20 protein-coding genes and 1 tRNA gene are annotated in these 21259 nt (G+C 39.8%); 8 read left to right on the top strand and 13 right to left on the bottom strand.

Annotated elements, in window-relative coordinates; translation table 11 throughout:
• Positions 1–89 precede the first annotated feature (89 nt).
• From ACZ5L8_RS13280 to ACZ5L8_RS13255, 6 genes are all read right to left on the bottom strand, one after another.
• A complete protein-coding gene (locus ACZ5L8_RS13280; RefSeq protein WP_464438175.1) occupies positions 90–1022 on the bottom strand; it encodes an ABC transporter ATP-binding protein in 933 nt (310 codons plus the stop codon).
• A 63-nt stretch (positions 1023–1085) separates the two neighbouring features.
• Positions 1086–3242: a prolyl oligopeptidase family serine peptidase gene (locus ACZ5L8_RS13275; protein WP_464438174.1), complete on the bottom strand. Its 2157-nt coding sequence runs from the start codon at positions 3240–3242 to the stop codon at positions 1086–1088.
• A gap of 98 nt (positions 3243–3340) precedes the next feature.
• Positions 3341–4330 carry an aspartate-semialdehyde dehydrogenase gene (locus tag ACZ5L8_RS13270; protein WP_464438172.1) on the bottom strand — a complete coding sequence of 330 codons (990 nt, stop codon included), beginning with the start codon at positions 4328–4330 and terminating at the stop codon, positions 3341–3343.
• A gap of 176 nt (positions 4331–4506) precedes the next feature.
• Positions 4507–4929 carry a large conductance mechanosensitive channel protein MscL gene (gene mscL, locus ACZ5L8_RS13265; protein WP_462600168.1) on the bottom strand — a complete coding sequence of 141 codons (423 nt, stop codon included), beginning with the start codon at positions 4927–4929 and terminating at the stop codon, positions 4507–4509.
• A gap of 75 nt (positions 4930–5004) precedes the next feature.
• Positions 5005–6102: an alanine racemase gene (alr, locus tag ACZ5L8_RS13260; protein ID WP_464438169.1), complete on the bottom strand. Its 1098-nt coding sequence runs from the start codon at positions 6100–6102 to the stop codon at positions 5005–5007.
• Positions 6103–6744, bottom strand: a complete 642-nt coding sequence (locus ACZ5L8_RS13255) for a thymidine kinase (RefSeq protein WP_464438167.1) — start codon at positions 6742–6744, stop codon at positions 6103–6105.
• Between the two features lie 182 nt (positions 6745–6926).
• On the opposite strand from ACZ5L8_RS13255, the gene ACZ5L8_RS13250 reads away from it, so the two are divergent.
• Positions 6927–7877 carry a hypothetical protein gene (locus ACZ5L8_RS13250; protein WP_464438165.1) on the top strand — a complete coding sequence of 317 codons (951 nt, stop codon included), beginning with the start codon at positions 6927–6929 and terminating at the stop codon, positions 7875–7877.
• A gap of 9 nt (positions 7878–7886) precedes the next feature.
• Entirely contained in the window at positions 7887–8558 is a 672-nt protein-coding gene (rsmI, locus tag ACZ5L8_RS13245; RefSeq protein WP_464438163.1) for a 16S rRNA (cytidine(1402)-2'-O)-methyltransferase, read from the top strand.
• On the opposite strand, the gene ACZ5L8_RS13240 is transcribed toward rsmI, so the two are convergent.
• The gene (locus ACZ5L8_RS13240; protein WP_464438161.1) at positions 8555–9001 is read right to left on the bottom strand and encodes a hypothetical protein; all 447 of its coding nucleotides are present in this window, start codon (positions 8999–9001) and stop codon (positions 8555–8557) included. The two genes, rsmI and ACZ5L8_RS13240, sit on opposite strands and share 4 nt — an antisense overlap.
• Entirely contained in the window at positions 8973–9563 is a 591-nt protein-coding gene (locus ACZ5L8_RS13235; RefSeq protein WP_464438159.1) for a carboxymuconolactone decarboxylase family protein, read from the bottom strand. Before ACZ5L8_RS13235 ends, ACZ5L8_RS13240 begins: the two co-directional genes overlap by 29 nt.
• A gap of 185 nt (positions 9564–9748) precedes the next feature.
• Between ACZ5L8_RS13235 and ACZ5L8_RS13230 the strand changes: the two genes are divergently transcribed.
• Genes ACZ5L8_RS13230 through ACZ5L8_RS13220 form a run of 3 tightly spaced genes read left to right on the top strand, consistent with a single transcriptional unit; the run spans position 9749 to position 13504 of the window.
• Entirely contained in the window at positions 9749–11392 is a 1644-nt protein-coding gene (locus ACZ5L8_RS13230; RefSeq protein WP_464438157.1) for an SPOR domain-containing protein, read from the top strand.
• A gap of 5 nt (positions 11393–11397) precedes the next feature.
• The gene (gene recJ / locus ACZ5L8_RS13225) at positions 11398–13095 is read left to right on the top strand and encodes a single-stranded-DNA-specific exonuclease RecJ (RefSeq protein WP_464438155.1); all 1698 of its coding nucleotides are present in this window, start codon (positions 11398–11400) and stop codon (positions 13093–13095) included.
• 58 nt (positions 13096–13153) lie between these two features.
• Positions 13154–13504 (top strand): hypothetical protein, encoded by a 351-nt coding sequence (locus ACZ5L8_RS13220; RefSeq protein ID WP_464438153.1) that lies wholly within the window; start codon positions 13154–13156, stop codon positions 13502–13504.
• On the opposite strand, the gene ACZ5L8_RS13215 is transcribed toward ACZ5L8_RS13220, so the two are convergent.
• Together ACZ5L8_RS13215 and ACZ5L8_RS13210 are read right to left on the bottom strand one after the other, a co-directional pair.
• On the bottom strand, positions 13501–14259 hold the full coding sequence (locus ACZ5L8_RS13215) for a UDP-2,3-diacylglucosamine diphosphatase (protein ID WP_464438151.1): 759 nt from the start codon (positions 14257–14259) through the stop codon (positions 13501–13503). The genes ACZ5L8_RS13220 and ACZ5L8_RS13215 overlap by 4 nt on opposite strands.
• 59 nt (positions 14260–14318) lie before the next feature.
• Entirely contained in the window at positions 14319–14771 is a 453-nt protein-coding gene (locus ACZ5L8_RS13210) for a 6-pyruvoyl trahydropterin synthase family protein (RefSeq protein WP_464440959.1), read from the bottom strand.
• Positions 14772–15029: 258 nt separating this feature from the next.
• Between ACZ5L8_RS13210 and ACZ5L8_RS13205 the strand changes: the two genes are divergently transcribed.
• Entirely contained in the window at positions 15030–15668 is a 639-nt protein-coding gene (locus ACZ5L8_RS13205) for a 2OG-Fe(II) oxygenase (RefSeq protein ID WP_464438150.1), read from the top strand.
• On the opposite strand, the gene ACZ5L8_RS13200 is transcribed toward ACZ5L8_RS13205, so the two are convergent.
• Both ACZ5L8_RS13200 and ACZ5L8_RS13195 read right to left on the bottom strand, forming a co-directional pair.
• Positions 15655–16998, bottom strand: coding sequence for an MATE family efflux transporter (locus ACZ5L8_RS13200; RefSeq protein WP_464438149.1), 1344 nt, complete (start codon positions 16996–16998; stop codon positions 15655–15657). The two genes, ACZ5L8_RS13205 and ACZ5L8_RS13200, sit on opposite strands and share 14 nt — an antisense overlap.
• 5 nt (positions 16999–17003) lie before the next feature.
• Positions 17004–17513: a GNAT family N-acetyltransferase gene (locus tag ACZ5L8_RS13195; RefSeq protein WP_464438147.1), complete on the bottom strand. Its 510-nt coding sequence runs from the start codon at positions 17511–17513 to the stop codon at positions 17004–17006.
• Between the two features lie 45 nt (positions 17514–17558).
• On the opposite strand from ACZ5L8_RS13195, the gene ACZ5L8_RS13190 reads away from it, so the two are divergent.
• Positions 17559–18353: a universal stress protein gene (locus ACZ5L8_RS13190; RefSeq protein ID WP_464438145.1), complete on the top strand. Its 795-nt coding sequence runs from the start codon at positions 17559–17561 to the stop codon at positions 18351–18353.
• Between the two features lie 33 nt (positions 18354–18386).
• Positions 18387–18460, top strand: a tRNA-Ala gene (locus ACZ5L8_RS13185).
• Between the two features lie 32 nt (positions 18461–18492).
• On the opposite strand, the gene ACZ5L8_RS13180 is transcribed toward ACZ5L8_RS13185, so the two are convergent.
• On the bottom strand, positions 18493–21216 hold the full coding sequence (locus ACZ5L8_RS13180; protein WP_464438143.1) for a PD-(D/E)XK nuclease family protein: 2724 nt from the start codon (positions 21214–21216) through the stop codon (positions 18493–18495).
• Between the last annotated feature and the right edge of the window lie 43 nt (positions 21217–21259).

Raw genomic sequence — 21259 nt, 5'->3', positions numbered from 1 at the left:
ATAGGTTGCTTAGCGTTTTTAAGCACTAAAACTCCTCGAAGATTGAAAAATAATAGCTTAATGGCAAGTTTTACAGCTATTTATAGCAATTAATTTTTCTTGCGTTCTTTAAGAAAAACTACTGATCCTTTTTTAAGTTCCTGATTTGCAATAAAAAACACGTTGTCAGACCTAACAGAAGCTTCTATCAAATAATGATCGCCTTTGTAGTAACTTTTAATTACTTCAGCTTGAATGTCAGTATTTTCTGAGCTTAAAAGAAGTTGATGTGGTAAAAACAACTTTTGCTCACCGTCAATATTAAAAATCGAAACATCACCAAAAAACGAAGCGATGTATTCATTTTTAGGATTCTCAAAAATTGACTTTGGAGTGCCGGTTTGTACAAATGTGCCATCACGCATTACTTTGATCTCATCGCTAAAAGTAAGCGCTTCTTCACTGTCATGTGTTGCGGTGATGCAAGTGATATTTTCAGCTTTTAAGTATGCGTAGAGTTTTCTTCTAAGCGCATTTCTGCGAAAATTATCTATATGTGAAAACGGTTCATCTAGCAGCAGAAGTTCAGGCTCTTTTGCGATGGCTCTTGCCAAGGCTACACGTTGTTTTTGACCACCGCTTAGCAGTTTTACATGCGTATCGCGATGCGCTGTCATATCAACAACTTCTAGAAGTTCGTCAATACGTTTTTGACGCTCTTGCATAAATCTGCGAGAAAGATGTTTGCCTATATTTTCTTCAACCGAAATAAAGGGCATAAGATCAAAATCTTGTGCGAGATATTTGATAAACGGTTCGCCGGGAACAAGATTAAAATCTGGCCCAAGCATTTTGTAATCGCCCCATTTTAGCTCGCCTTTTTCAAGCTGTAGTAAGCCATAAATGAGTTTTAAAAGGGTGCTTTTTCCGCAGCCGCTTTCTCCTAAAATTGATACATGTTGTCCACGCTCAATGATAAAGTCTAGATCTTTGAGAATAGTATTTTCCGCGTAAGCGAAATAAGGAATATCAACCGTAAGCATGGTGCAAATTTAAAAAGACCCCGCGGTTGGCGAGGTCTTTTTTGATTTATAATTTGAGTGAAATTAACCTTTCAACTTTTCAGGAAGGTTTTCATAACCCATATTGTACAGTGTAAATGAATACAGATCTGCATACTGCTCTATGGTTTTGCTTACCGGAGTTCCGGCGCCGTGACCTGCATCTGTCTCAATACGGATCAAAACCGGTGCGTCTCCTGCTTGTTTTTCTTGAAGTTCTGCAGCAAATTTGAAGCTATGCGCTGGCACAACACGATCATCATGATCGCCCGTAGTTACCATAGTTGCTGGGTATTTTACACCAGCTTTTACGTTATGCACAGGAGAATATCCTTTAAGATATTCAAACATTTCTTTGCTATCCTCAGCTGTACCATAATCGTATGCCCAGCCTGCTCCTGCGGTAAATGTGTGGTAGCGCAGCATATCCATAACGCCTACAGCTGGCAATGCCACCTTCATAAGATCTGGACGTTGTGTCATCGTCGCGCCTACTAGCAGACCGCCGTTTGATCCACCACGAATAGCAAGATAATCGCTAGAGGTGTAGTTTTCGCTTATTAAGTATTCCGCGGCAGCGATAAAATCATCAAAAACATTTTGCTTCTGCATTTTAGTTCCTGCATCATGCCATTCTTTACCATACTCGCCACCACCGCGAAGGTTAGGCACGGCATAAACGCCGCCCATTTCCATCCAGATGGCATTCGTGATGCTAAATGACGGAGTCAAACTAATATCAAAACCTCCGTAACCGTAAAGGATAGTTGGGTTCTTGCCATTAAGCTCAATACCTTTCTTGTAAGTGATGATCATAGGCACTTTTGTGCCGTCTTTTGAGGTGTAAAAAACTTGCTTGCTTTCGTAAGCATCTGGATTAAAATTGATGTCTGGCTTTCTAAAAAGTTCTGACTCACCAGTTGCGATCTCATATTTATAGATACTACCTGGAGTTACATAATTTGTGAAAGAATAATACAATTCTGTATCATCTTTCTCTGCCCCAAAACCACCTAAAGTTCCAATGCCTGGAAGTTCTACCTCACGAATCAAATTACCTTCGTAATCATATTGTTTTACTTGCGAAATTGCATCAACCATATATGTCGCGAAAATTGAACCACCACCAGTTGATGGACTCAAAACATTCTCAGTTTCTGGTAAAAATTCAACCCAATTCTCAGGCTGTGGATTTGCAGCATCTACCGTCATGATCTTGCGGTTAGGCGCATCCATATTTGTCACGATATACAGTTTGCTACCCACATTGTCCATAATGTAGGTGTCAGTATTATCCTCGTCTAGGATAGTAATGAATTTAGAGTTAGGCTTTGTCAGGTCTTTGATCAAAAGCTTGTTTCCAGAAGTTGACACTCGAGGTGAAATGATCAAATAGCGATCATCTTCTGTTACAGTTCCATAAATATAGCGGTGTTTTTCTTCTGGCTTACCGCCAAAGATCAACTCATCATTTTTCTGTGAAGTGCCAAGTTTGTGATAGTACACTTTATGTTGGTCTGTCTTTGCTGAAAGTTCGCTTCCTTCTGGTTTATCATAACTAGAATAGAAGAAACCTTCATTGCCTTTCCAAGACATACCACTGAATTTGATATTTACTAAAGTATCCTCAGTGATCTCTTTAGTCTCAGCATCCATCACAAGAATTTTGCGCCAGTCGCTACCACCTTCAGAAATGCTGTAAGCGGCAAGTTTTCCATTTTTTGAAAAACTCATTCCGCCTAGAGAGACTGTGCCATCCTCAGCAAAAGTGTTAGGGTCTAAGAAAACTTCTGCACTTTCTGGATCTTCGCCAGTTTTGTAGCGATAGATCACATACTGATTTTGAAGTCCGTCGTTTTTATAAAAATACGTGTAATCTCCTTCTATAAACGGAGCTCCTATTTTCTCATAATTCCAGATCTTTTCTAGCTTTTGCTTGATCTCCTCGCGGTATGGGATTTTATCTAGATAACCATAAGTCACTTGGTTTTCTTCTTTTACCCAAGCCTCAGTTTCAGGACTACGATCGTCCTCAAGCCAGCGATATGGGTCTTGCACTTCAGTGCCAAAATACGTGTCAACAGTATCTACTTTTTTTGTAGTAGGGTAGTCTACAGTCATTGCAGTTTCATTTTTTTTGGATTCATCCACACAAGAGAACAGCGTGATCGCCGCCAGTGGGAGAAGAAAAGTTTTTTTCATGATGAATTAGTTAAGGGTTTCCCCAAATATAAAGCAAAAAAAACCTCCTGTACACAGTGTGCAGGAGGTTGTTCTTTTCGCTATAGCGAAATAATTATTTACACAAGTTCTTTTGCAGCGAGGAATTCTGCGATCTGTACCGCGTTTGTTGCTGCACCTTTTCTTAAGTTATCAGCAACAACCCACATGTTTAGCGTGTTTGGTTGAGAGTTGTCTCTTCTTAAACGACCTACAAAAACATCATTTTTACCTTCTGCATAAATAGGCATTGGGTAAGTGTTTGTGTCTGGATTATCTTGTACAGTAACACCATCTGTCGCTGAAAGTAGTTGGCGAACTTCTGCCAAGTCGAAATCATTTTCAAACTCAACGTTGATCGCTTCACTGTGACCGCCCACAACCGGAATGCGCACTGCAGTGGCAGTAACAGCAATTGTATTATCGCCAAGGATCTTTTGCGTCTCACGCACAAGCTTCATCTCTTCTTTTGTGTAACCGTTTTCTTCAAAAACGTCACAAGCAGGGATCGCGTTGCGGTGAATAGGATAATGATATGCCATTTCTCCTTGCTCGCCTGTGTATTCATTTTCTAGCTGGCGCACGGCTTTTACTCCTGTACCAGTTATACTTTGATAAGTAGAAACTACAAGACGCTTGATCTTATATTTTTTATGCAAAGGCGCAAGCGCAAGAACCATCTGGATCGTAGAACAGTTAGGGTTTGCGATAATCTTATCTTCTGCCTGTAGTTCTTCAGCATTGATCTCTGGAACGATCAATTTCTTAGAAGGATCCATTCTCCATGCAGAAGAGTTGTCTACAACGGTAGTACCAACTTCAGCAAACTTTGGTGCAAACTCTAGCGAAGTACCACCGCCAGCAGAGAAAATAGCGATATCTGGTTTTGCAGCGATCGCTTGCTCCATACTATGAATGGTATATTCTTCACCTTTATAAGAAACCTTTTTACCTACAGATCTTTCTGAGGCAACAGGAATTAATTCCGTAACCGGAAAATTTCTTTCTTCTAATACTTTTAGCATCACCTGGCCCACCATACCTGTGGCACCTACAACTGCTACTTTCATAACGCTTTACATTAAATTAGGACGGCAAAATTAGTATTTGCACGCTGTTAATCAATCAATCTATAAAAAAAATACAGATTTCTCAGTTTTGTTATTTCTATAAAAAAAAGACCCTCCCGTTTTTGGGAGGGTTTAGTTAAACTACATTGGTGTAGCGGTCTACCCGATTTAACGGATTAAGCCTTTTTTCTCAATTCGTCACGAATCTCGATAAGCAATTCTTCTTGCGTTGGTCCCTTAGGAGCAGCAGGTTTTGCTTCTTCTTTTTTCTTGGTTTTCTCATAACCTTTAAGTAGCCAGAAGATCACAAAGCCTATGATGATAAAATCAATGATTGCTTGTAAGAAGTTACCATACGTCATGATCGCACCACCTGCTTCTACCGCTTCTTCAACGGTGGCATAATCGCCGCCATCAAGCGCAAAGAAAAGGTTGTTTACGTTTTTGTCTCCCATAAGCACACCTATAACCGGCATGATCACATCTTTAACAAGAGAACCTACGATTTTATTAAAAGCACCACCTATGATTACTGCGGTAGCTAGAGCGATAATGTCGCCCTTCATTAAGAATTTTTTGAAGTCTTTTAAAAATGCCATAAGGGATGATTTTTTAGTTTGTTGAAAGCTAATTTATAAAAATACTGTTTAGTAAAGCGGCTTAATTTTCGGGTTTTAAGAAATTATAACTCTTTTTACCCGTTGCGAGATCGCTGTTAACAGTTCGTAAGGAATACTACCTATCGCTGCAGAAAGCTTATTTGCGCTAGATTCTTTACCAAAAACTTCAACATCATCTCCTTCATTACAGTCAATGTCTGTGACATCAACCATGATCATATCCATACACACATTTCCGGTAATGCTGGCTTTTTTACCATTGATAATTACAAAGCCCTTGCCCTTGCCATACGCTCGTGAAATTCCATCAGCGTGACCCACAGGTATTGTTGCGGTCCTCATTTGCCTTTCGGCGAAAAAGCCTCTGTTGTAACCTACGCTTTCTCCTTTTTTGATCGTATGAATTTGTGAAACCACAGACTTTAAAGAAGAAACCGGAATAAGTCGTGCATCTTCTTCTGGAGTGTTGCCATAACCATAAAGCCCGATGCCAGAGCGCACAAGATCAAATTGAGCTTCAGGATAATTGATTATCCCAGAAGTATTGCTTTGATGTAAAAACGGTTTGTAATCTAATTGCGCTAAGATATTAGAAGAGATCGTTTTAAAATCTGCTATCTGTTTTAAAGTAAATTCTTTTTCATTTAAATCTTCGCTGGCAACTAGGTGAGAAAACAGCGATTGGATCTTTACTGCTTCGGTTTGAGCAATGATCTCTAATATCTCTGCTTCGCTACCTTTTTCAAAACCCAGTCTATTAAGGCCAGTATTAAATTTTAAATGAATGGGATAATGCTGTTGCTTTTTACTTTCCGCGGAAGCGATAAAAGCCTTAAGAACTCTAAAGCTATAAATATTAGGCTCAAGACAACGATCTATGATCTGCTCAAAATTTTCTGGCTGCGGGTGCAGTACAAGAATAGGCACGCGCACTCCGGCATCCCGAAGTGTTACACCTTCATTAGTAAAAGCAACCGCGAGGTAATCTGCGCCCAGTTGCTCAAGTTTTTTGGCTACAGCCACAGGATCACTTCCATACGCATAGGCCTTAACCACGCCCATAAATTTTACATGCGAGGCAAGTTTAGACTTTAGATAATTAAAGTTGTGCTCTAGCGCACGTAGATCAACTTCTAAAAAGCTTTGCGCCATTTATTTTTCCTGATTATCGGGGTCAACCTCCTTAGGTTCTTGCACGTCTATTTGTTTAAGACGTTCTTTAAGCATGGCTTTGTAATACGCGCCACGGCTTAGTGGTTCATATTCTTCGGTTTCACCAAGAAGAACCAGTTTATCATTAGTAGATTTTCTATAGCTATATTGTGCAAGATTGCCTGTGCGAGTACACACGGCGTGCACTTTTGTAACATATTCTGCAGTTGCCATAAGCGCCGGCATAGGGCCAAAGGGATTACCCTTATAATCCATATCAAGACCAGCCACAATAACACGAACACCACGGTTTGCCAGATCGTTGCAAACCTTCACGATCTCATCGTCAAAAAACTGTGCCTCGTCAATACCTACCACGTCGCAATCATCTGCAAGAATTGGGATATTTGCCGCTGCCGGTACCGGTGTAGATCGTATCTCGTTTGCATCGTGAGAGATCACGAGTTCATCATCATAACGAGTATCTATCGCAGGTTTAAAGATCTCAACCTTTTGCTTTGCAAATTTTGCGCGTTTTAATCTGCGGATCAATTCTTCGGTTTTACCGCTAAACATAGAGCCGCAAATGACTTCTATCCACCCAAACTGCTCTTTATGATTTACGGTATTTTCGAGAAACATTTTGTACTTTTCAAAACACAAACGGTAATATCACCGTTATAGGTATATGCTGGGCAAATTTAGGAAAACGGTAACGAGGTTTAAAGTTCAAAACCACTCAAATTACAGTTTTATTTTCTCAACATTATCTACGCTAAGATGAATCAAAAAATAGTATTTCCTGCGCTGCAAATAAAAAAGTTATGAAGAAAGAGTTAAGAGCCCAGTTAGTGAGTATTTCCCATTCTATTCTTAAAATGGATCAAGATCCAGACTATGCGACCATGCAGGCAGAGACAAAAAAGCTCTATGATACTTTAGCGGTTTTGGCTTTCGCAGAAAAGCACTTTGACGGGATCCAGCCAACCATTGGTAAGCAAGAAATTATTGAAGCACTTCAAGAAAAAACGGTTACAGAAGTAGAAGAGATCATTGAAAAAGTTGAAATAAAACAACCCGAACAACAAACAGCACCACCGGTAGAACAGTCTAAGCAGGAAGAAAAGCCAGTAACGCTAGAGCAACCAGAAATAGAAGTAGAGCCGGAAGAGCAGATCACTTTTACTGAGCAAGAAGAAGAGCCTACACTGCGCGTAGAAACAGATACAGAGCGTGTAGCACGTATTGCAAAAGAAAATCAAGAGCGTTTTGAAGCAAACAAACGCCGCAAGGAAGAAGAAGAGCGCAAAATAAGAGAGCGCCACGAGCAGAAGAAAAATGATCTTTTTCTTTTTGAGCCAGTAATAGAGGAGAAGCAAGATCCTCAAGATGCTTTTGAGCAGACTTACGAAGAAGCCATTTCGCCGAAAGGCCCAATGAAAAATGATATGGGCGAGATAGGAGAATATGGTAAAATGGCAGACTTTGAAGAGAAAGAAACTATTACAGAGGTAAAACCTAAGTCGCTTAATGATAAATTAAACCGCGGACTAACCTTTGGTCTCAACGATAGATTAGCGTTTATAAAACATCTTTTTGACGGCAGCACATCAGATTATAACCGTGTGCTGGGCCAGATAAATACCATGGGTTCTAAAGAAGATGCGCTTGCCTTTATTCAAAACATGGTAAAGCCAGACTATAATAATTGGGATGGTAAAGAAATCTACGAAACCCGCTTTATGGATGCAGTAGAAAGAAAATTTGATTCCTAAATTTGCCCTATGGCAAAACTATACCTTGTTCCCACGCCTATAGGCAATCTAGAGGATATGACTTTTAGAGCGATTAATGTGCTTAAAGAAGTTGATCTTATCCTTGCAGAAGACACACGCACCAGCGGTAAGCTTTTAAAACATTTTGAGATCGGCACACAGATGATCTCTCACCATATGCATAATGAGCATAAAATGGTTGAGGGATTGGTAAAGCGTATCGCTGCTGGCGAAAGTATGGCTTTGATTAGCGATGCCGGCACACCTGCCATTTCAGATCCTGGATTTTTATTAACGCGTGCCTGCGTAGAAAATGGTATTGAGGTAGATTGTTTACCAGGAGCGACCGCTTTTGTTCCGGCGCTGGTAAATAGCGGTTTGCCTAATGATAAGTTTGTTTTTGAAGGTTTTCTTCCGGTGAAAAAGGGACGACAAACGCGTTTGCAATTTCTTGCAGAAGAAATGCGCACTATCATTTTTTATGAATCTCCACACAAACTAGTAAAAACCCTAGGTCACCTTGCCGAATATCTAGGTGAAGACCGCAAAGCTTCGGTATCGCGAGAGATTTCAAAATTACATGAAGAAACCGTGCGCGGTACGCTTACAGAGGTGAAAACACATTTTGAAAATAAGCCGCCAAAGGGCGAGATCGTACTTATCGTCGCAGGGAAGGATTAACTTTGGCGTAAACCAAGTTTTTCTCCTTGAAGTAAGTCTACCAATTGGTTCACTGCATGCTCAGAATACTGATCGATCTTTAAAACCTCTTTTTTCTTCTTGGTTTTCCAGATGTAGATTTTGTCTTTTAAAACTTCAATGTTTTTGATCTGTGAAGGTCTAAAGGTTTTAGCACGTTGTTTATCGAGTTTCACGTGCACAAAATTCTTTTGATAACGCACGTAGTTTTTAAACTTAAGGGGAAAGATTATGTTAGCAAACATCATGATCATCCCTATAATATAGAGCCAGTTCCCTTTAAAACCGTCATAGATAAAAAAGCTACCAGCAGCGATTATGACTCCTGCGGTTGCCACGGCGATTTTCCAGGGTGCGCGCTGGTTAATGAATGTCAGGTCTTTTTCTTCGGCAGTTTTAAATGTGCTTTCCTCTTGTAAAACCATGTTTTCCTAGATATTTATTTCCACTATCAATGGCGTCATCTTCTAGCGTGGTCGCCATGCTATCATTCCAGCGATTAAGATAACCAAAAAGCGATATAACCCCAAGCATTTCAACAATTTCGCCCTCATTCCAGTATTTGTGGAGTCTTTCTTTGATCTCTGCATTTACGGCGTTAGGTATTTGGCTTGAAGCCAAAGAAAAATCCAGCGCAGCCCTTTCTGCTTCGCTAAATGCCGGATGTGTGCGATAATCCCAAATATTATCTAGTTGTTCTTGCTCTGCACCATAACGCTCTGCCGCTCTAATGGCGTGTGCCTGGCAATAGCGGCAGCCAGTTGCGTTACTACTCACCCAGGCGATCATACGTTTTAAGGCAGATGTTACCCGGCCTTCATTTGCCATAACTGCTTTGTTGAGATTTATAAATGCTTTTGAGATCGCTGGGCGATGTTGCATCGTTAAAACCGAATTAGGACAAAAACCCAATGTCTCATTAAAAAATGTTGCGAGCTGTTTTGTCTCTTGATCGTGATCGCTACTTAAAGGATTTACTAAAGGCATGATTGTTAATTTTTAAAAATTAGAGGGATAGAAATATAGATATTTTGGCTTAAAGCCAAAATACTACCTACAAGATTATCAATCTTAAACTCAAGTTTTTTTATTTAGCCAAATTTGTATCTTAATGCCTTGATTCTCATTCTAAAAAATAGAATTGCGTGCATAAATTTTTACTTCTTATTTTTTTGACAGTCAGCATGATGTCTTATGGGCAACGTGCAGGAAATTTTAAGCAAACCAAAGAATTCTACCTTCACGGAAACACTGCCGTAACCGGAAATAATTCTTTGAGCGATCATAAAACCAAACCTTTTAATGATCCTCGTGCTGTGAATGATCAGCAAAAAATGCGCTACATAGACATAGATGCAGATAAAACTACATTTAGTTCTAGCGCGGCAGATCTTATAGTTCCAGAGAATTCTACGATAAAATACGCAGCTTTATATTGGGCGGCGACATATCCAGGAGCAGAAGGCAAGAAAAAAGCCGAAGGCAACAAATATGTTTATGAACTTACCGCGGGTAGAAAGCAACCTATAAATAAGGTTTTAATAAAACTACCTGGCCAAAGATCATATTCTAGCATTGCAGGAGAAATTGTGCATGACGGTTTTAAGTCTGGCGTTGATCTTGAAGACAATTGTGAGCCGTTTGTTTGTTATTCAGATATTACAGATCTAGTAAAACTCAACGGTGTTGCAAATGGCACGTACACCGTTGCAAATATCCCGGCGTTAGAAGGTTTTATGTATGGCGGGAGTTCGGCGGGATGGATGTTGTATGTGATCTACGAAAATCAAGAACAACCACTGCAATATATAACCTCTTATCACGGTTTTGAATTCATAGATCTTCAAAATCCTGTGATCTTGAATTTTGATCATTTTCAATCTGCAGGACTAGGAAAAACAGAAACAGCTTTGACCATTGGCGCGCTAGAAGGTGATAATCTTTTAAAAAGAGATCAAGTCTCTCTTTACAATGAGCAATTGCAAAAATTTGTTGCAATTACGACTCCTGAGCGACCTGCGAGTAATTTCTTTAACAGTACAATAAACTCACACGAAGGGCAAAATCTTAATAGAAAACCTAACAGCATGAATACGCTGGGTTTTGATATCGCACAGATAGATAGTAAAAATGTCATTCTTGCAAATAATGCAAACAACGCAAAGCTAGAGTTCACCACTAGAGCAGATCGTTATTTTATTTATTTCACGGCGTTTCAAACAACGATAAGTGAGCAGTTTTATGAGGAGATAAAAGCTGTGAAATTTGACGCAGCACGACTTGGTGAGCAGCCAGAAGAAAGCGTTTTGAATACCGAGCAAAAAAACTTGCTTATCGACGCTGCTTTAAAAGCCAGACAAAAAATGAAAGCAGATACTTCTGAAGAAACTCCAGAAGAAAAAATAGAAAAACAGCCTAAAGAAGAAGCAAAAGTTGAGGTAAAAGAAGAGAAAGTAAAAGAAACTCCAAAACCAACCGTTACTAAAACAGAAACTAAAATTGCTGAGCCTCAAAAACAGACTGCAACTAAAGCTGCGCCCAAAAACTACGTGGTTTCATCCACATTTAAAATCCCAGAAATGGAAGGCGGCTATTACATCATTTCTAATGTTTTTTCACAAAAAGCAAATGCAACCCGCTGGATAGAAAGTTTAAAAGAATTAGGCTTTGCGCCAAAAACGTTCACACGGTCTCAAAACAATTTTACCTACGTTTATTTAGAAAAAAGTCAGGATCCTGTCGCGCTTTACAAGAAGATAAAAGAAATTCGCAAGCTCAAAGATCTAGAACAAATCTGGATGCTAAAAATTAACTAAGATTAATGCGCTGGACGCTTAAACCAAAACCCGATCTAGATAAAGTTACCGCGCTGGCAACAGCCCTTAATGTGCCGCAAACCATCGCGTATTTGCTCGTGCAACGCGGCGTAGATGATTTCGCTGCAGCGAAAAAATTCTTCAGACCATCGCTTGAAGATCTGCACGATCCTTTCTTAATGAAAGACATGGACCTTGCTGTTGCACGCATTGAGAAAGCTCTTGAAAATAGAGAAAATATTCTGGTTTTTGGCGATTATGATGTAGATGGCACCACCAGTGTAGCGCTTATGCGTAGCTATCTTGAAAGTCAGGGAGCAGCCGTTGCGAGCTACATTCCAGATCGATATGCAGAGGGTTACGGCGTTTCAAAGCAAGGTATTGACTTTGCGCACGACAACGATATGACATTGATCGTCGCACTAGATTGCGGTATCAAAGCGATCGATAAGGTGGCTTACGCCAAAAGTCTAGGCATTGATTTCATTATTTGCGATCACCACCGTCCAGGAGCAGAAATCCCAGAATGCGTTGCGGTGCTTGACCCAAAGCGTCAAGATTGTAATTATCCATACAGCGAACTTTGTGGCTGCGGCGTAGGTTTTAAGTTGATACAAGCGCTGCAACAAAATCAAGGTTTACCGGTAAAAACACTCGTGCCTTATTTAGACCTTGTGGCAACAGCGATCGCAGCAGATATTGTCCCAATTACTGGCGAAAATAGAGTGCTTGCTTATCATGGACTTGATGTGATCAACACCATGCCGCGCACTGGTATTAGAGCTTTGATCCAGAATGTAGATAAAAAAGAACTCACCGTTACAGATGTGGTTTTTATCATCGCACCACGCATCAATGCCGCCGGCCGAATCAAACATGGTTTACACGCGGTAGAATTACTTACAGAGCAAAATATCGACACCGCTTGTCAGATGGCTGCAGAGATCGAGTCTTTTAATACAGAACGTAGAGATCTTGATGCACAGATCACAGTTGAGGCTTTGCGTCAAATAGAAGATAATGCAGAGCAAGACCGCATGACTACAGTTGTTTTTAGTGAAGGTTGGCACAAAGGCGTGATAGGTATTGTTGCTTCACGTTTAACAGAAACCTATTACCGCCCAACATTAGTCTTTACAAAAAGCGGTGAAAAATTAGCGGCAAGTGCACGTTCTGTAAAAGGTTTTGATGTGTACGAAGCGCTTGAGGGTTGTGCTGAGCATATAGAGCAATTTGGAGGTCATAAATATGCTGCTGGCTTAACATTGCATGAAGATCAGTATGAAGCGTTTAAGCAAAAATTTGAAGAAGTTGTGAGCAACACGATTTCTGAGCATTTATTGATCCCAGAGATCAGTGTAGATTGTGAAGTTGATCTTGATGAGGTTAACCCAAAATTCTACAGAATTCTGCGTCAATTTGCGCCCTTTGGCCCTGGCAATATGACGCCTGTTTTTATGTCTTCTAATCTACGTGATACGGGTTATGGTAAATGTGTGGGTACTGATGATGCGCATTTAAGATGTACGATCATTCAGCCGGGAAGTACCGTGTCGCCCATAAGTGCGATAGGTTTTAATATTGGTAATAAATGTGATCTCATCACGCATAGAAAGCCCTTTAAAGCGGCATATTCTATAGATCTTAACGAGTGGCAAGGCAATGTCTCGCTGCAACTCAAATTAAGAGATATCCAAGAATAAACATTTAATTATTTAGATTTATTCTAAACAAGGTTTTATATTTGTGTAAAACCCTGTTATGAAGCACATCGATATCATCTTTAAAAATGACCTCGGAATTTCATTTTTCTGGAAAAAGAACGAGCAAAGCAATATCAATCTGGCTCAGGTAGTTTTCAGGGATATTGGCTTTTATCTTTCGCTAGATGAGCTCAAAGAATTTTCTGAAATGGTTCAGGTGAGTTTGCAGCATTCCACTTGTGCCGAGTGTCCACATGGTAAAGATTGCAGGTCATTCTTGTTAAAAACGCCTTCTTCAAAAATAGATTTGGCTATAAGCCAAAATGAATTAAATGGTCTGCGAGAGTTGCTAGATCAAACCATCATTAAGATGGATACGATCATTTACATTCAGGGATCTTTAAACTAGTTTTCAAATTTCGCTAAAGCGAAATCCTTACCGTCAAAAACGCCATAGGTGTAATAATGAATCCAGTCGCCTAGATTGTAATAGGTAGAATTTTTACCCACATTTACTTCCATAGGTAAATGGCGATGACCAAAAATGAAGTAATCAAAATGCTCAGTCTCCAGTTTACGTTTTGCATAAAGCGCTAACCACTCGTTATCTTCGCCTAAAAATTCTTTGTCTTCTTCGCCAGAGATCAACTTGTTTTTAACGGATAGATAGGTTGCTAATTTCACACCAATATCTGGATGCAACCAGCGATACAACCATTTTGAAAACGGATTTCTAAACACCTTCTTCATGCGTTTGTAACCGGTATCGCCAGGTCCTTTTCCGTCGCCGTGCCCTATGAAGAATTTCTTATCATTAAAGGTGAAAATCTTAGTCTCGTGATAAACTGGGATGTCTAATTCTTCTTCAAAATAGCCACGCATCCACAAGTCGTGATTACCTACAAAAAAGTAGATCGGGATACCGCTATCACGAATTTCGGCTAGTTTGCCCAAAACGCGAACAAACCCTTTAGGAACAACGGTTTTATATTCAAACCAGAAGTCAAAAAGATCGCCTAATAAAAAAATTGCCGCTGCATCTTCTTTTACCATATCCAGCCATCGCACAAATTTCTTTTCACGCGGTAAACTCTCTTCTGGCGTGGGAGCGCCCAGGTGATTATCGCTTGAGAAATAGATCTTTTTACCTTCGGGAATTTGCATGCGGTAAATATAGGTAATGTGAGAGTAGCTTTCGCGAAAGCGAAAAAGCCATGATCGTTTTATGCATTATCAGCAGCATACCACTCGGCAAAACTAGTGTCTGTCTCCTGAAGTTTTAAGCTGTGAAGTTTAATGTTCTCTGGAAGTCTTGCCTTGATCTTTGCGGCAAAATCGATCACCATCATCTCGCTTGTAGGTTGATAATCTACCAGTAAAACGCTGTGTCCACGATCGCTTAATTCTTTTGCAAGTTCTACGTGTGGCGTGTTTTTATTAAAAACGGTAGCGTGATCAAAAACGTCTACGATCTCTTCTTTGACGATCTTTTTAAGATCACCAAAATCGATCACCATCCCAAATTTTACATTCTTATTATCACCTATAGGCTGCCCTATCACAGTGACAGATAGTTTGTAACTATGCCCATGAACGTTGCGGCATTTGCCGTCATAACCATAAAGCGCATGACCGGTCTCAAAAGAGAACATTTTTGTGATACGAATATTTGCCATAAGTAGATCGTGCAAGACTTAGCGTCTGCCTCTTATTTTATTAATTACCACCACGATGATCAAGACTAGCGCTAGCACAAGAAACAAACCTGTACCGCTTAAAAACTGTAAAATATCCATAAGGATGTGTTGCTGTTAAAGCCACAAAAGTAGTGAGAAAACCAGCGCTTCACACATTTTTTAACCGCTAGTGTTAAAATTGATTTTTGTGTTAAAATTTTCACGTCATTTGCGCGCTTTTTTTAATTGTAATAGCACATGCTTTTTGAAGATATAACTTTCTCTGAAAATGCGGTTTATGAGCAAATTATAGATGATTTGCTAGCGCAAAAATACTGTGTGATGGACTCCTTTTTTGAACCTGCAGAAGTGCAGATGTTGCAAGGCTCGCTGTCGCATCTTAGAGAAGAAGATATGTTTAAAAAAGCAGCCATAGGAAACCGCACTAATGAGGAGATCATAAAAAGCATCAGAGGTGATTTTATTCACTGGATCAACGAGCAGGTAAAATCTCCTGCAGAAGAGATGTTTTTCAACAAAGTGAATGCGATGGTAGATTACCTTAACCGCACGTGTTTTCTGGGTATTTTGCAGAAGGAATTTCATTATGCGGTGTATCCCACAGGCACTTTTTACAAGCGTCACTTAGATACTTTTCAAAACGATGACAGGCGCAAACTCTCTATCGTTTGTTATTTAAATAACGAAGATTGGACGGCAGAAGATGGCGGTCAACTCACCATTTATTTGCCTTGCGGCGAAAATGAAACAGCCATAGATATTTTACCTAAAGCCGGTAGAATGGTAATTTTTGAAAGTCAGGAATTAGAGCACGAAGTAAAACCAGTGAACGCACCAGAACGCTGGAGTATTACCGGATGGCTTAAGACGCGCTAGCTTCAACCTTAGGTTTAAACTTCTTCCTGAATTTATAGATCAACGTGAAGCTGCGCACGATCATCCAGGCTGTAAATGCAAACCAGATCGCAAATAACTGAAAATCCAGTTGGTCAAAAATTAGCAATACAGGAACAAAGCCTAAGAATGTTGCAGCAAGAAGTACGTTGCGCAGATATTTCATTTCGCCCATACCTTTAAAAATCCCATCAAAAATAAAGGCTAAGGCATTAAGCGGTTGCATTAAGATCACGATAAAAAAGAGTTCTTTATACCGTGCGATCACGGGTTCTTCTTTGCTAAAAATGAGTCCAAGTGGTTCATATAGAATAACACCTACGAGCATCAAAATTCCGGCAACAGCAAAACCGTATAAACTGACTTTTTTGGCCAGTTGCCAGAGCCCGTTATAATCTTTGGCGCCAAGCAAACGCCCGGCAAGGATATTTCCTGCGGCAGCATAACCATCTATAAAAAATGCCGAAAAAAGCCAGATGTTCACCAATATGGTCTGCGCTGCGATAAATGTCTTGCCATAATCTGTCGCATAAGAATTTGCCAGATAAAGGGCTAAATTAAGTGCGATCGTGCGTAAAAATAGATTAGCCGCCATCCCAATGAGGCGATACAATTCTTTGTTTAGCGGTAGTTTTAGCTTTAAGCTAACATCTGTTTTAAGAACAAGTAAGATTAGCGCCATCACGGCCATAAATCCTTGTGCGATAAGACTTGCATAAGCCGCACCACGAATGTCCATCGCAGGAATAAGATCTTCCCAGCCGTAAACTAAAATAAAATCTAGACCGATGTTTAACGCTGCGCCAAGAATGGCAACAACCATAGGCCAAAATGTATTTTGTAATCCTCTAAAAATCCCAAAAACAGCAAACGTAAAAAGCGTCAACGGGAATCCCCAAACCCTGATGCCATAATACTCCACGCAATATTGGAGTATTAGATCTTCAGCATTGTAGAGTTTAAAAATACCTTCTATAAAGAAAAGTGTTGAACCAAGGATCAAAATGCTCAAAGCGATATTTAGGTAGATCGCTTGTGCGGGTAGATTTTTGATCTCATCAAGTTTGCCAGCGCCAAGATATTGTGCGATAATGGCTTGTAAAGCGCTGCGCGTCTGGCCTAGGATCCAAATTAGCGCTGAGAGAAACGAACCCACAATTCCCACTGCTGCGAGAGCTTCGGTTGCGTTTACATCTATATTTCCCACAACCGCTGCATCTGTTAAAGACAGTATGGGTTCTGCAATACCGGTAAGTAAGGCCGGCACTGCAAGTTTGTTGATGTTTTTAAAAGTGAGTAGGGGATGTGACACGGCGCTTATTTTTTAAAAACCAGTTCGTAGCAATAAAATGGATGTTCGCTTTGCTTCGGGAAATAAATATTTCCTAGTTGCTCATAGCCTCGTTTTTTGTAAAAACGCTGATTTCTTGTGTTTTGACTAAAGGTATCCAGTCGCACAGAATCATAATTGTTTTCTTCTGCGTGCCTTTCGGCGAAAGCCATCATCTGTTGAGCAATGCCTTGCCCTTGCATTTCTGGATGAACCGCCAGGCGATGAATGTAAATGTTCTTAGAGTTTTTTGGCGTAAGCCAATTAATATATATATATTCATCATCCATGAGCGTTGAGATGACAATGGTTCCCACGATTTTATCCTCGTGTTGAAAAACGTATAATTCATCTCGTTCAATATCCTTTGAGAAGGCTGCTTTTGAAGGGTAATGCTCATTCCATTGATAGATTTTTTGCGAAATCATGTGTGCGGCACAAGCCTTTGTGAGTTGGAGGATTTCTTCAATTTCGGTTGATTTTGCAAGTCTTATCACGGGAAGCGTTAATTTTGCAGCGAAATTACCCTTAAAAGGCTAAAGATGAAAACTGTTTTTTTACCCCTAGGCGATAAGCCTGTTTCTCAATTTCCTGTTCAATATGCAATTGATCTTGCTGAAAAGTTAGAGGCGACTTTAATTATTTCGCGCTTGTATAAAGAAGATGCGCGCAGTAGCGGTTTACTTGAAGGAAATCCTACGGTAGCTGAGATCACAGCGCAGAATATCACAGAAGAGCTAGAGGCTTTTGAGGTAAAAGGTGATGTAAAAGTCGTGCCAGTAGAAGGTGATGATTGGGTAGAAGGTGTGGCAAAATTTCATCAAAAGAACAACCTAGATCTTCTTGTTCTTACGCCAAGACATCAGGATCTTACAGAAGAATATTTCTTGGGTAATGTTTCTGGCGGGTTGCTTAAAAAGACTGAGATCCCGGTGCTAATCGTGCCAGAAGGTTACACTTTTAAGCCGGTGAAGAATATTCTTATGGCGATCAAATCTGGTATTGTAAATAATGAAGAAGTTCTTGATCCGCTTAAAGCGATAAAGAACATTGAGGATGCTACGGTAAGATTGCTACAAGTTAAAACGGCAGATTATATGCCTGAAGATTCTGAGTTTAATGAGGTTCTGGGTAAACTGATCTCGGCGTATAAGTCTAGTGAGAACGCAACGCTTTTTCAAGGTTTGTTAGAGCATCTTAATGAGAATTATCCTGATATGCTTTGCGTGTTTAGACGCAAGCGAGGATTCTTTAATAAGCTGTGGGAAGAAAATAGAGTTAAGAAATCTGACTTTGAAAGTAGAATACCATTACTAGTTTTAAAAGAAGCAGAATAGCATAGCGAATTTTAATTATATTTGTTTGCATCTGGGGCATTAGCTCAGCTGGCTAGAGCGCTACGCTGGCAGCGTAGAGGTCATCGGTTCGACTCCGATATGCTCCACAAAAAATCCGCTTTAAAAGCGGATTTTTTTATTACCAATTCTTTATAGGAATTTTTTTTTCTTCAAACGGTTTTTCTGGTGAGAGTATTTCTAGTATTAATGCAGAAATATCATTTTCAAACTGTGTGAGAACTTCCTCTGATATGATTTTTTCTCTTTCGTACTCAAAAGACATGAAGCCTTCTTTTAAGTTCTTAAAAGAAATAATACCAGCAAGAAAGTCTTCATTGTACTTCCCGCTGCGCTTCATCATCAACGCATAACACAAGACTTGGAAGGGTTTTGAATATTTATCGTAATCCTCAAAAAGCAACTCCCAATCTTTGACTTTAAGATTTGTTCCTTGCACGCGACCCGTTTTATAATCCATAATCCTCAGCTGGCCATTAATACGGTCTATACGGTCTACTTTTCCGCCTAGTTTTACGTTCTTTCCAGGGATATTCAGCGGAATCATATACTCTGCTTCTAGATCAAGAATCACGATCTCATTTCCGGCTGTAACCAAATCCTTTTCCATGGCAATGAAATTGCGCACAAACTGTAGCGCAACATTATAAATAATGAGATTCATGCCTTGTTTTATATTCTCAGAACTGTATTCTTCGGCAAATTGAGCCGATACTTCATCGTCAATCTTTTTCTCAATTTGTTCAATGATCGCAGCAGTGAGAATCGTGTTCTTAAAAGGTATGTATAGATTTTCGAGCGCATTATGCACCACAGTTCCCAAAGTGTTGAACGCAACAGTATCTTCTACTTCCTCAAGTTCTTTAATGCCCAGCACGTAGCGATTATAAAAATCAATGGGATTCCTGATGTATGTTGATAAGCCTGACGGCGAAAATCCTCTAGCTGCGCGCTCCAGTAGTTTTGCGATGATCTCTGGCGTTTTTGCGATCACTTTGAGCTGCGATGGCTGGATTTTAACTTCCGCGGAAGCGGTAACCTCTTTATACTTATATTTTGCATTCGCATCAGTTTCTAATTGAAGTAGAAATCTGCTTTTTTCCCCGCGATCTAATCCATCAGAAACATTGTTGTATAAGAAGTAGGCGGTCTTTGCACGTTGCAATAATCTAAAAAAGTGATAGGCGTAAATCGCGTCCTTTTCACGGTAAGTGGGCAGGTTAAATTCTCTTTTCATATCAAAGGGAATAAAACTGTTTTGACTTTTACCAGCAGGTAAAGTTCCCTCGTTAAGCGAGGTGATGATCACGGTCTCAAAGTCAAGAACGCGCGACTCAAGAACACCCATTATTTGCAAACCCGTGTAAGGATCACCGCGCAGATCTAGCGTCTCATTTCTTAGAATATCTTGATAGAAATAGTAAAGCGTGCGAATGTCTGTGATGTGACTATTGGCGCTAAGAAGTTGTTTAAGTTGATGAAAGATCTCTTGAAAACCGTTGAGATATTCTATTCGCAGCGGATCTTTGCTTTCTATCAATTTGTTGTGCAAAATGCTGATGCCGTTAAGCAAAATATCTAGTGCTTTTGCCGGCGAATCATTCCATGATTTAAAGAGTAATTCTAAAGTCGCTTTGTCATCGACGATCTTTGCAAGAATGTCGTAAGAAACATAAATAAGATTTTCTTGATTTATGATTTCTTTGATCTCAGTAGCCTTGTTTTCTAATAAAGTTGCAGTATGCTCCTGACTCAAAAATGCGAGTATATTTTTGTGAAAGAATTCATTTTCTTTTGAGTTAAGATGCATCGCGATCAAACTGTCAAAAAAAGCCGAGTCTGGCACTTGTGCCAGTGGTAAACCCATCGTTACGTTGAGGTTCTCAACCGTAGAAGGCAAACTGTTTAATAAAGGCAATAGCAGCGCTTCATCGCCTAGAACTATAGCCGTTTTTGATAAGCCTTCCGGCGAAAAGGATTCTAATAACTTCCCTACATATTTTACTTGTCCTATCTGCTGCGGAACTGCAATCGTGGTGAAGTTTTTTTCTTCATTAAAATGCTCTGGAAGCTGAGGAATAGGATTGTTTTTGTAGAAATTCCATGTTTTGAAATATCCGCGTATGAATCTGCTGAGCGCTAATTGCTCATCGTTGTAAAAATATTGATCTATTTCCCAGAAAATTTCGGCTTTGCCAGATTCTAAAAATTGCTGAATAATATGTTGTTCTGCGGCGTTAAGCGCATTAAAACCTACGAATACGTATTTGTTTGAAACACTATCAATAAAAGTTTGGGTATGCTCTGCTGCTTTGCGATAAAGCATGCCTTGATAACCCATGCCTTGCTCTTCAAGCTTTTTATTAAAGAGGTAGTAATATTCTTTTATAGATTGCCAGAAGGATAGATACTGATTTACAAAATCGGTAGAGTTGCCTTCTTCAATATTCCACGCGTTTAGTTTTTTCACGGCAGTGAGATAATCAAAGAATGATTCTCGATCCAGAAGGTAACGGTCTATCTCGTTAAAATCGCTGAGTAGCGTATTGCTCCAACCTAAAAATTCTAAGAAGTTCTCGGGAGCACTTTCTCTATCGCTATAAATTTCATAAAGCATCACCTGAAGATGTGTTTGCCCGGGCGAGAAAAGACCAGACATTTGTTCTATAAGTTCTTCTATACTCAAAATTTGAGGTAAGAATGAATCTACCCCTTGCAAATGTTTTTTGAGAGATTTTTTAAAAAACACACCCGCTCTTCTTGAAGGAAAAATGAGTGAAAGATCACTTAGATCTTTGTGTTTTTGGAGGAGTTGTTGAGTGACTTCGTCAATAAAGGTTACCATAGGTCTAAAATAAAAAACGCCCCGAAAATCGGGGCGTTTTAGT

This window comes from Leeuwenhoekiella obamensis, from assembly GCF_055391795.1.
Note: the sequence above shows the minus strand (reverse complement) of the source record. Positions and strands in the feature narration are given on the sequence as shown.

Coding starts and splice junctions, on each gene's coding strand:
- ACZ5L8_RS13180 (WP_464438143.1), bottom strand. CDS start 21,216: ATGGTAACCTTTATTGACGAAGTCACTCAACAACTCCTCCAAAAACAC.
- ACZ5L8_RS13280 (WP_464438175.1), bottom strand. CDS start 1,022: ATGCTTACGGTTGATATTCCTTATTTCGCTTACGCGGAAAATACTATT.
- rsmI (WP_464438163.1), top strand. CDS start 7,887: ATGGCAAAACTATACCTTGTTCCCACGCCTATAGGCAATCTAGAGGAT.
- ACZ5L8_RS13215 (WP_464438151.1), bottom strand. CDS start 14,259: ATGCAAATTCCCGAAGGTAAAAAGATCTATTTCTCAAGCGATAATCAC.
- recJ (WP_464438155.1), top strand. CDS start 11,398: ATGCGCTGGACGCTTAAACCAAAACCCGATCTAGATAAAGTTACCGCG.
- mscL (WP_462600168.1), bottom strand. CDS start 4,929: ATGGCATTTTTAAAAGACTTCAAAAAATTCTTAATGAAGGGCGACATT.
- ACZ5L8_RS13190 (WP_464438145.1), top strand. CDS start 17,559: ATGAAAACTGTTTTTTTACCCCTAGGCGATAAGCCTGTTTCTCAATTT.
- ACZ5L8_RS13205 (WP_464438150.1), top strand. CDS start 15,030: ATGCTTTTTGAAGATATAACTTTCTCTGAAAATGCGGTTTATGAGCAA.
- alr (WP_464438169.1), bottom strand. CDS start 6,102: ATGGCGCAAAGCTTTTTAGAAGTTGATCTACGTGCGCTAGAGCACAAC.
- ACZ5L8_RS13235 (WP_464438159.1), bottom strand. CDS start 9,563: ATGCCTTTAGTAAATCCTTTAAGTAGCGATCACGATCAAGAGACAAAA.
- ACZ5L8_RS13220 (WP_464438153.1), top strand. CDS start 13,154: ATGAAGCACATCGATATCATCTTTAAAAATGACCTCGGAATTTCATTT.
- ACZ5L8_RS13210 (WP_464440959.1), bottom strand. CDS start 14,771: ATGGCAAATATTCGTATCACAAAAATGTTCTCTTTTGAGACCGGTCAT.
- ACZ5L8_RS13250 (WP_464438165.1), top strand. CDS start 6,927: ATGAAGAAAGAGTTAAGAGCCCAGTTAGTGAGTATTTCCCATTCTATT.
- ACZ5L8_RS13275 (WP_464438174.1), bottom strand. CDS start 3,242: ATGAAAAAAACTTTTCTTCTCCCACTGGCGGCGATCACGCTGTTCTCT.
- ACZ5L8_RS13240 (WP_464438161.1), bottom strand. CDS start 9,001: ATGGTTTTACAAGAGGAAAGCACATTTAAAACTGCCGAAGAAAAAGAC.
- ACZ5L8_RS13255 (WP_464438167.1), bottom strand. CDS start 6,744: ATGTTTCTCGAAAATACCGTAAATCATAAAGAGCAGTTTGGGTGGATA.
- ACZ5L8_RS13270 (WP_464438172.1), bottom strand. CDS start 4,330: ATGAAAGTAGCAGTTGTAGGTGCCACAGGTATGGTGGGCCAGGTGATG.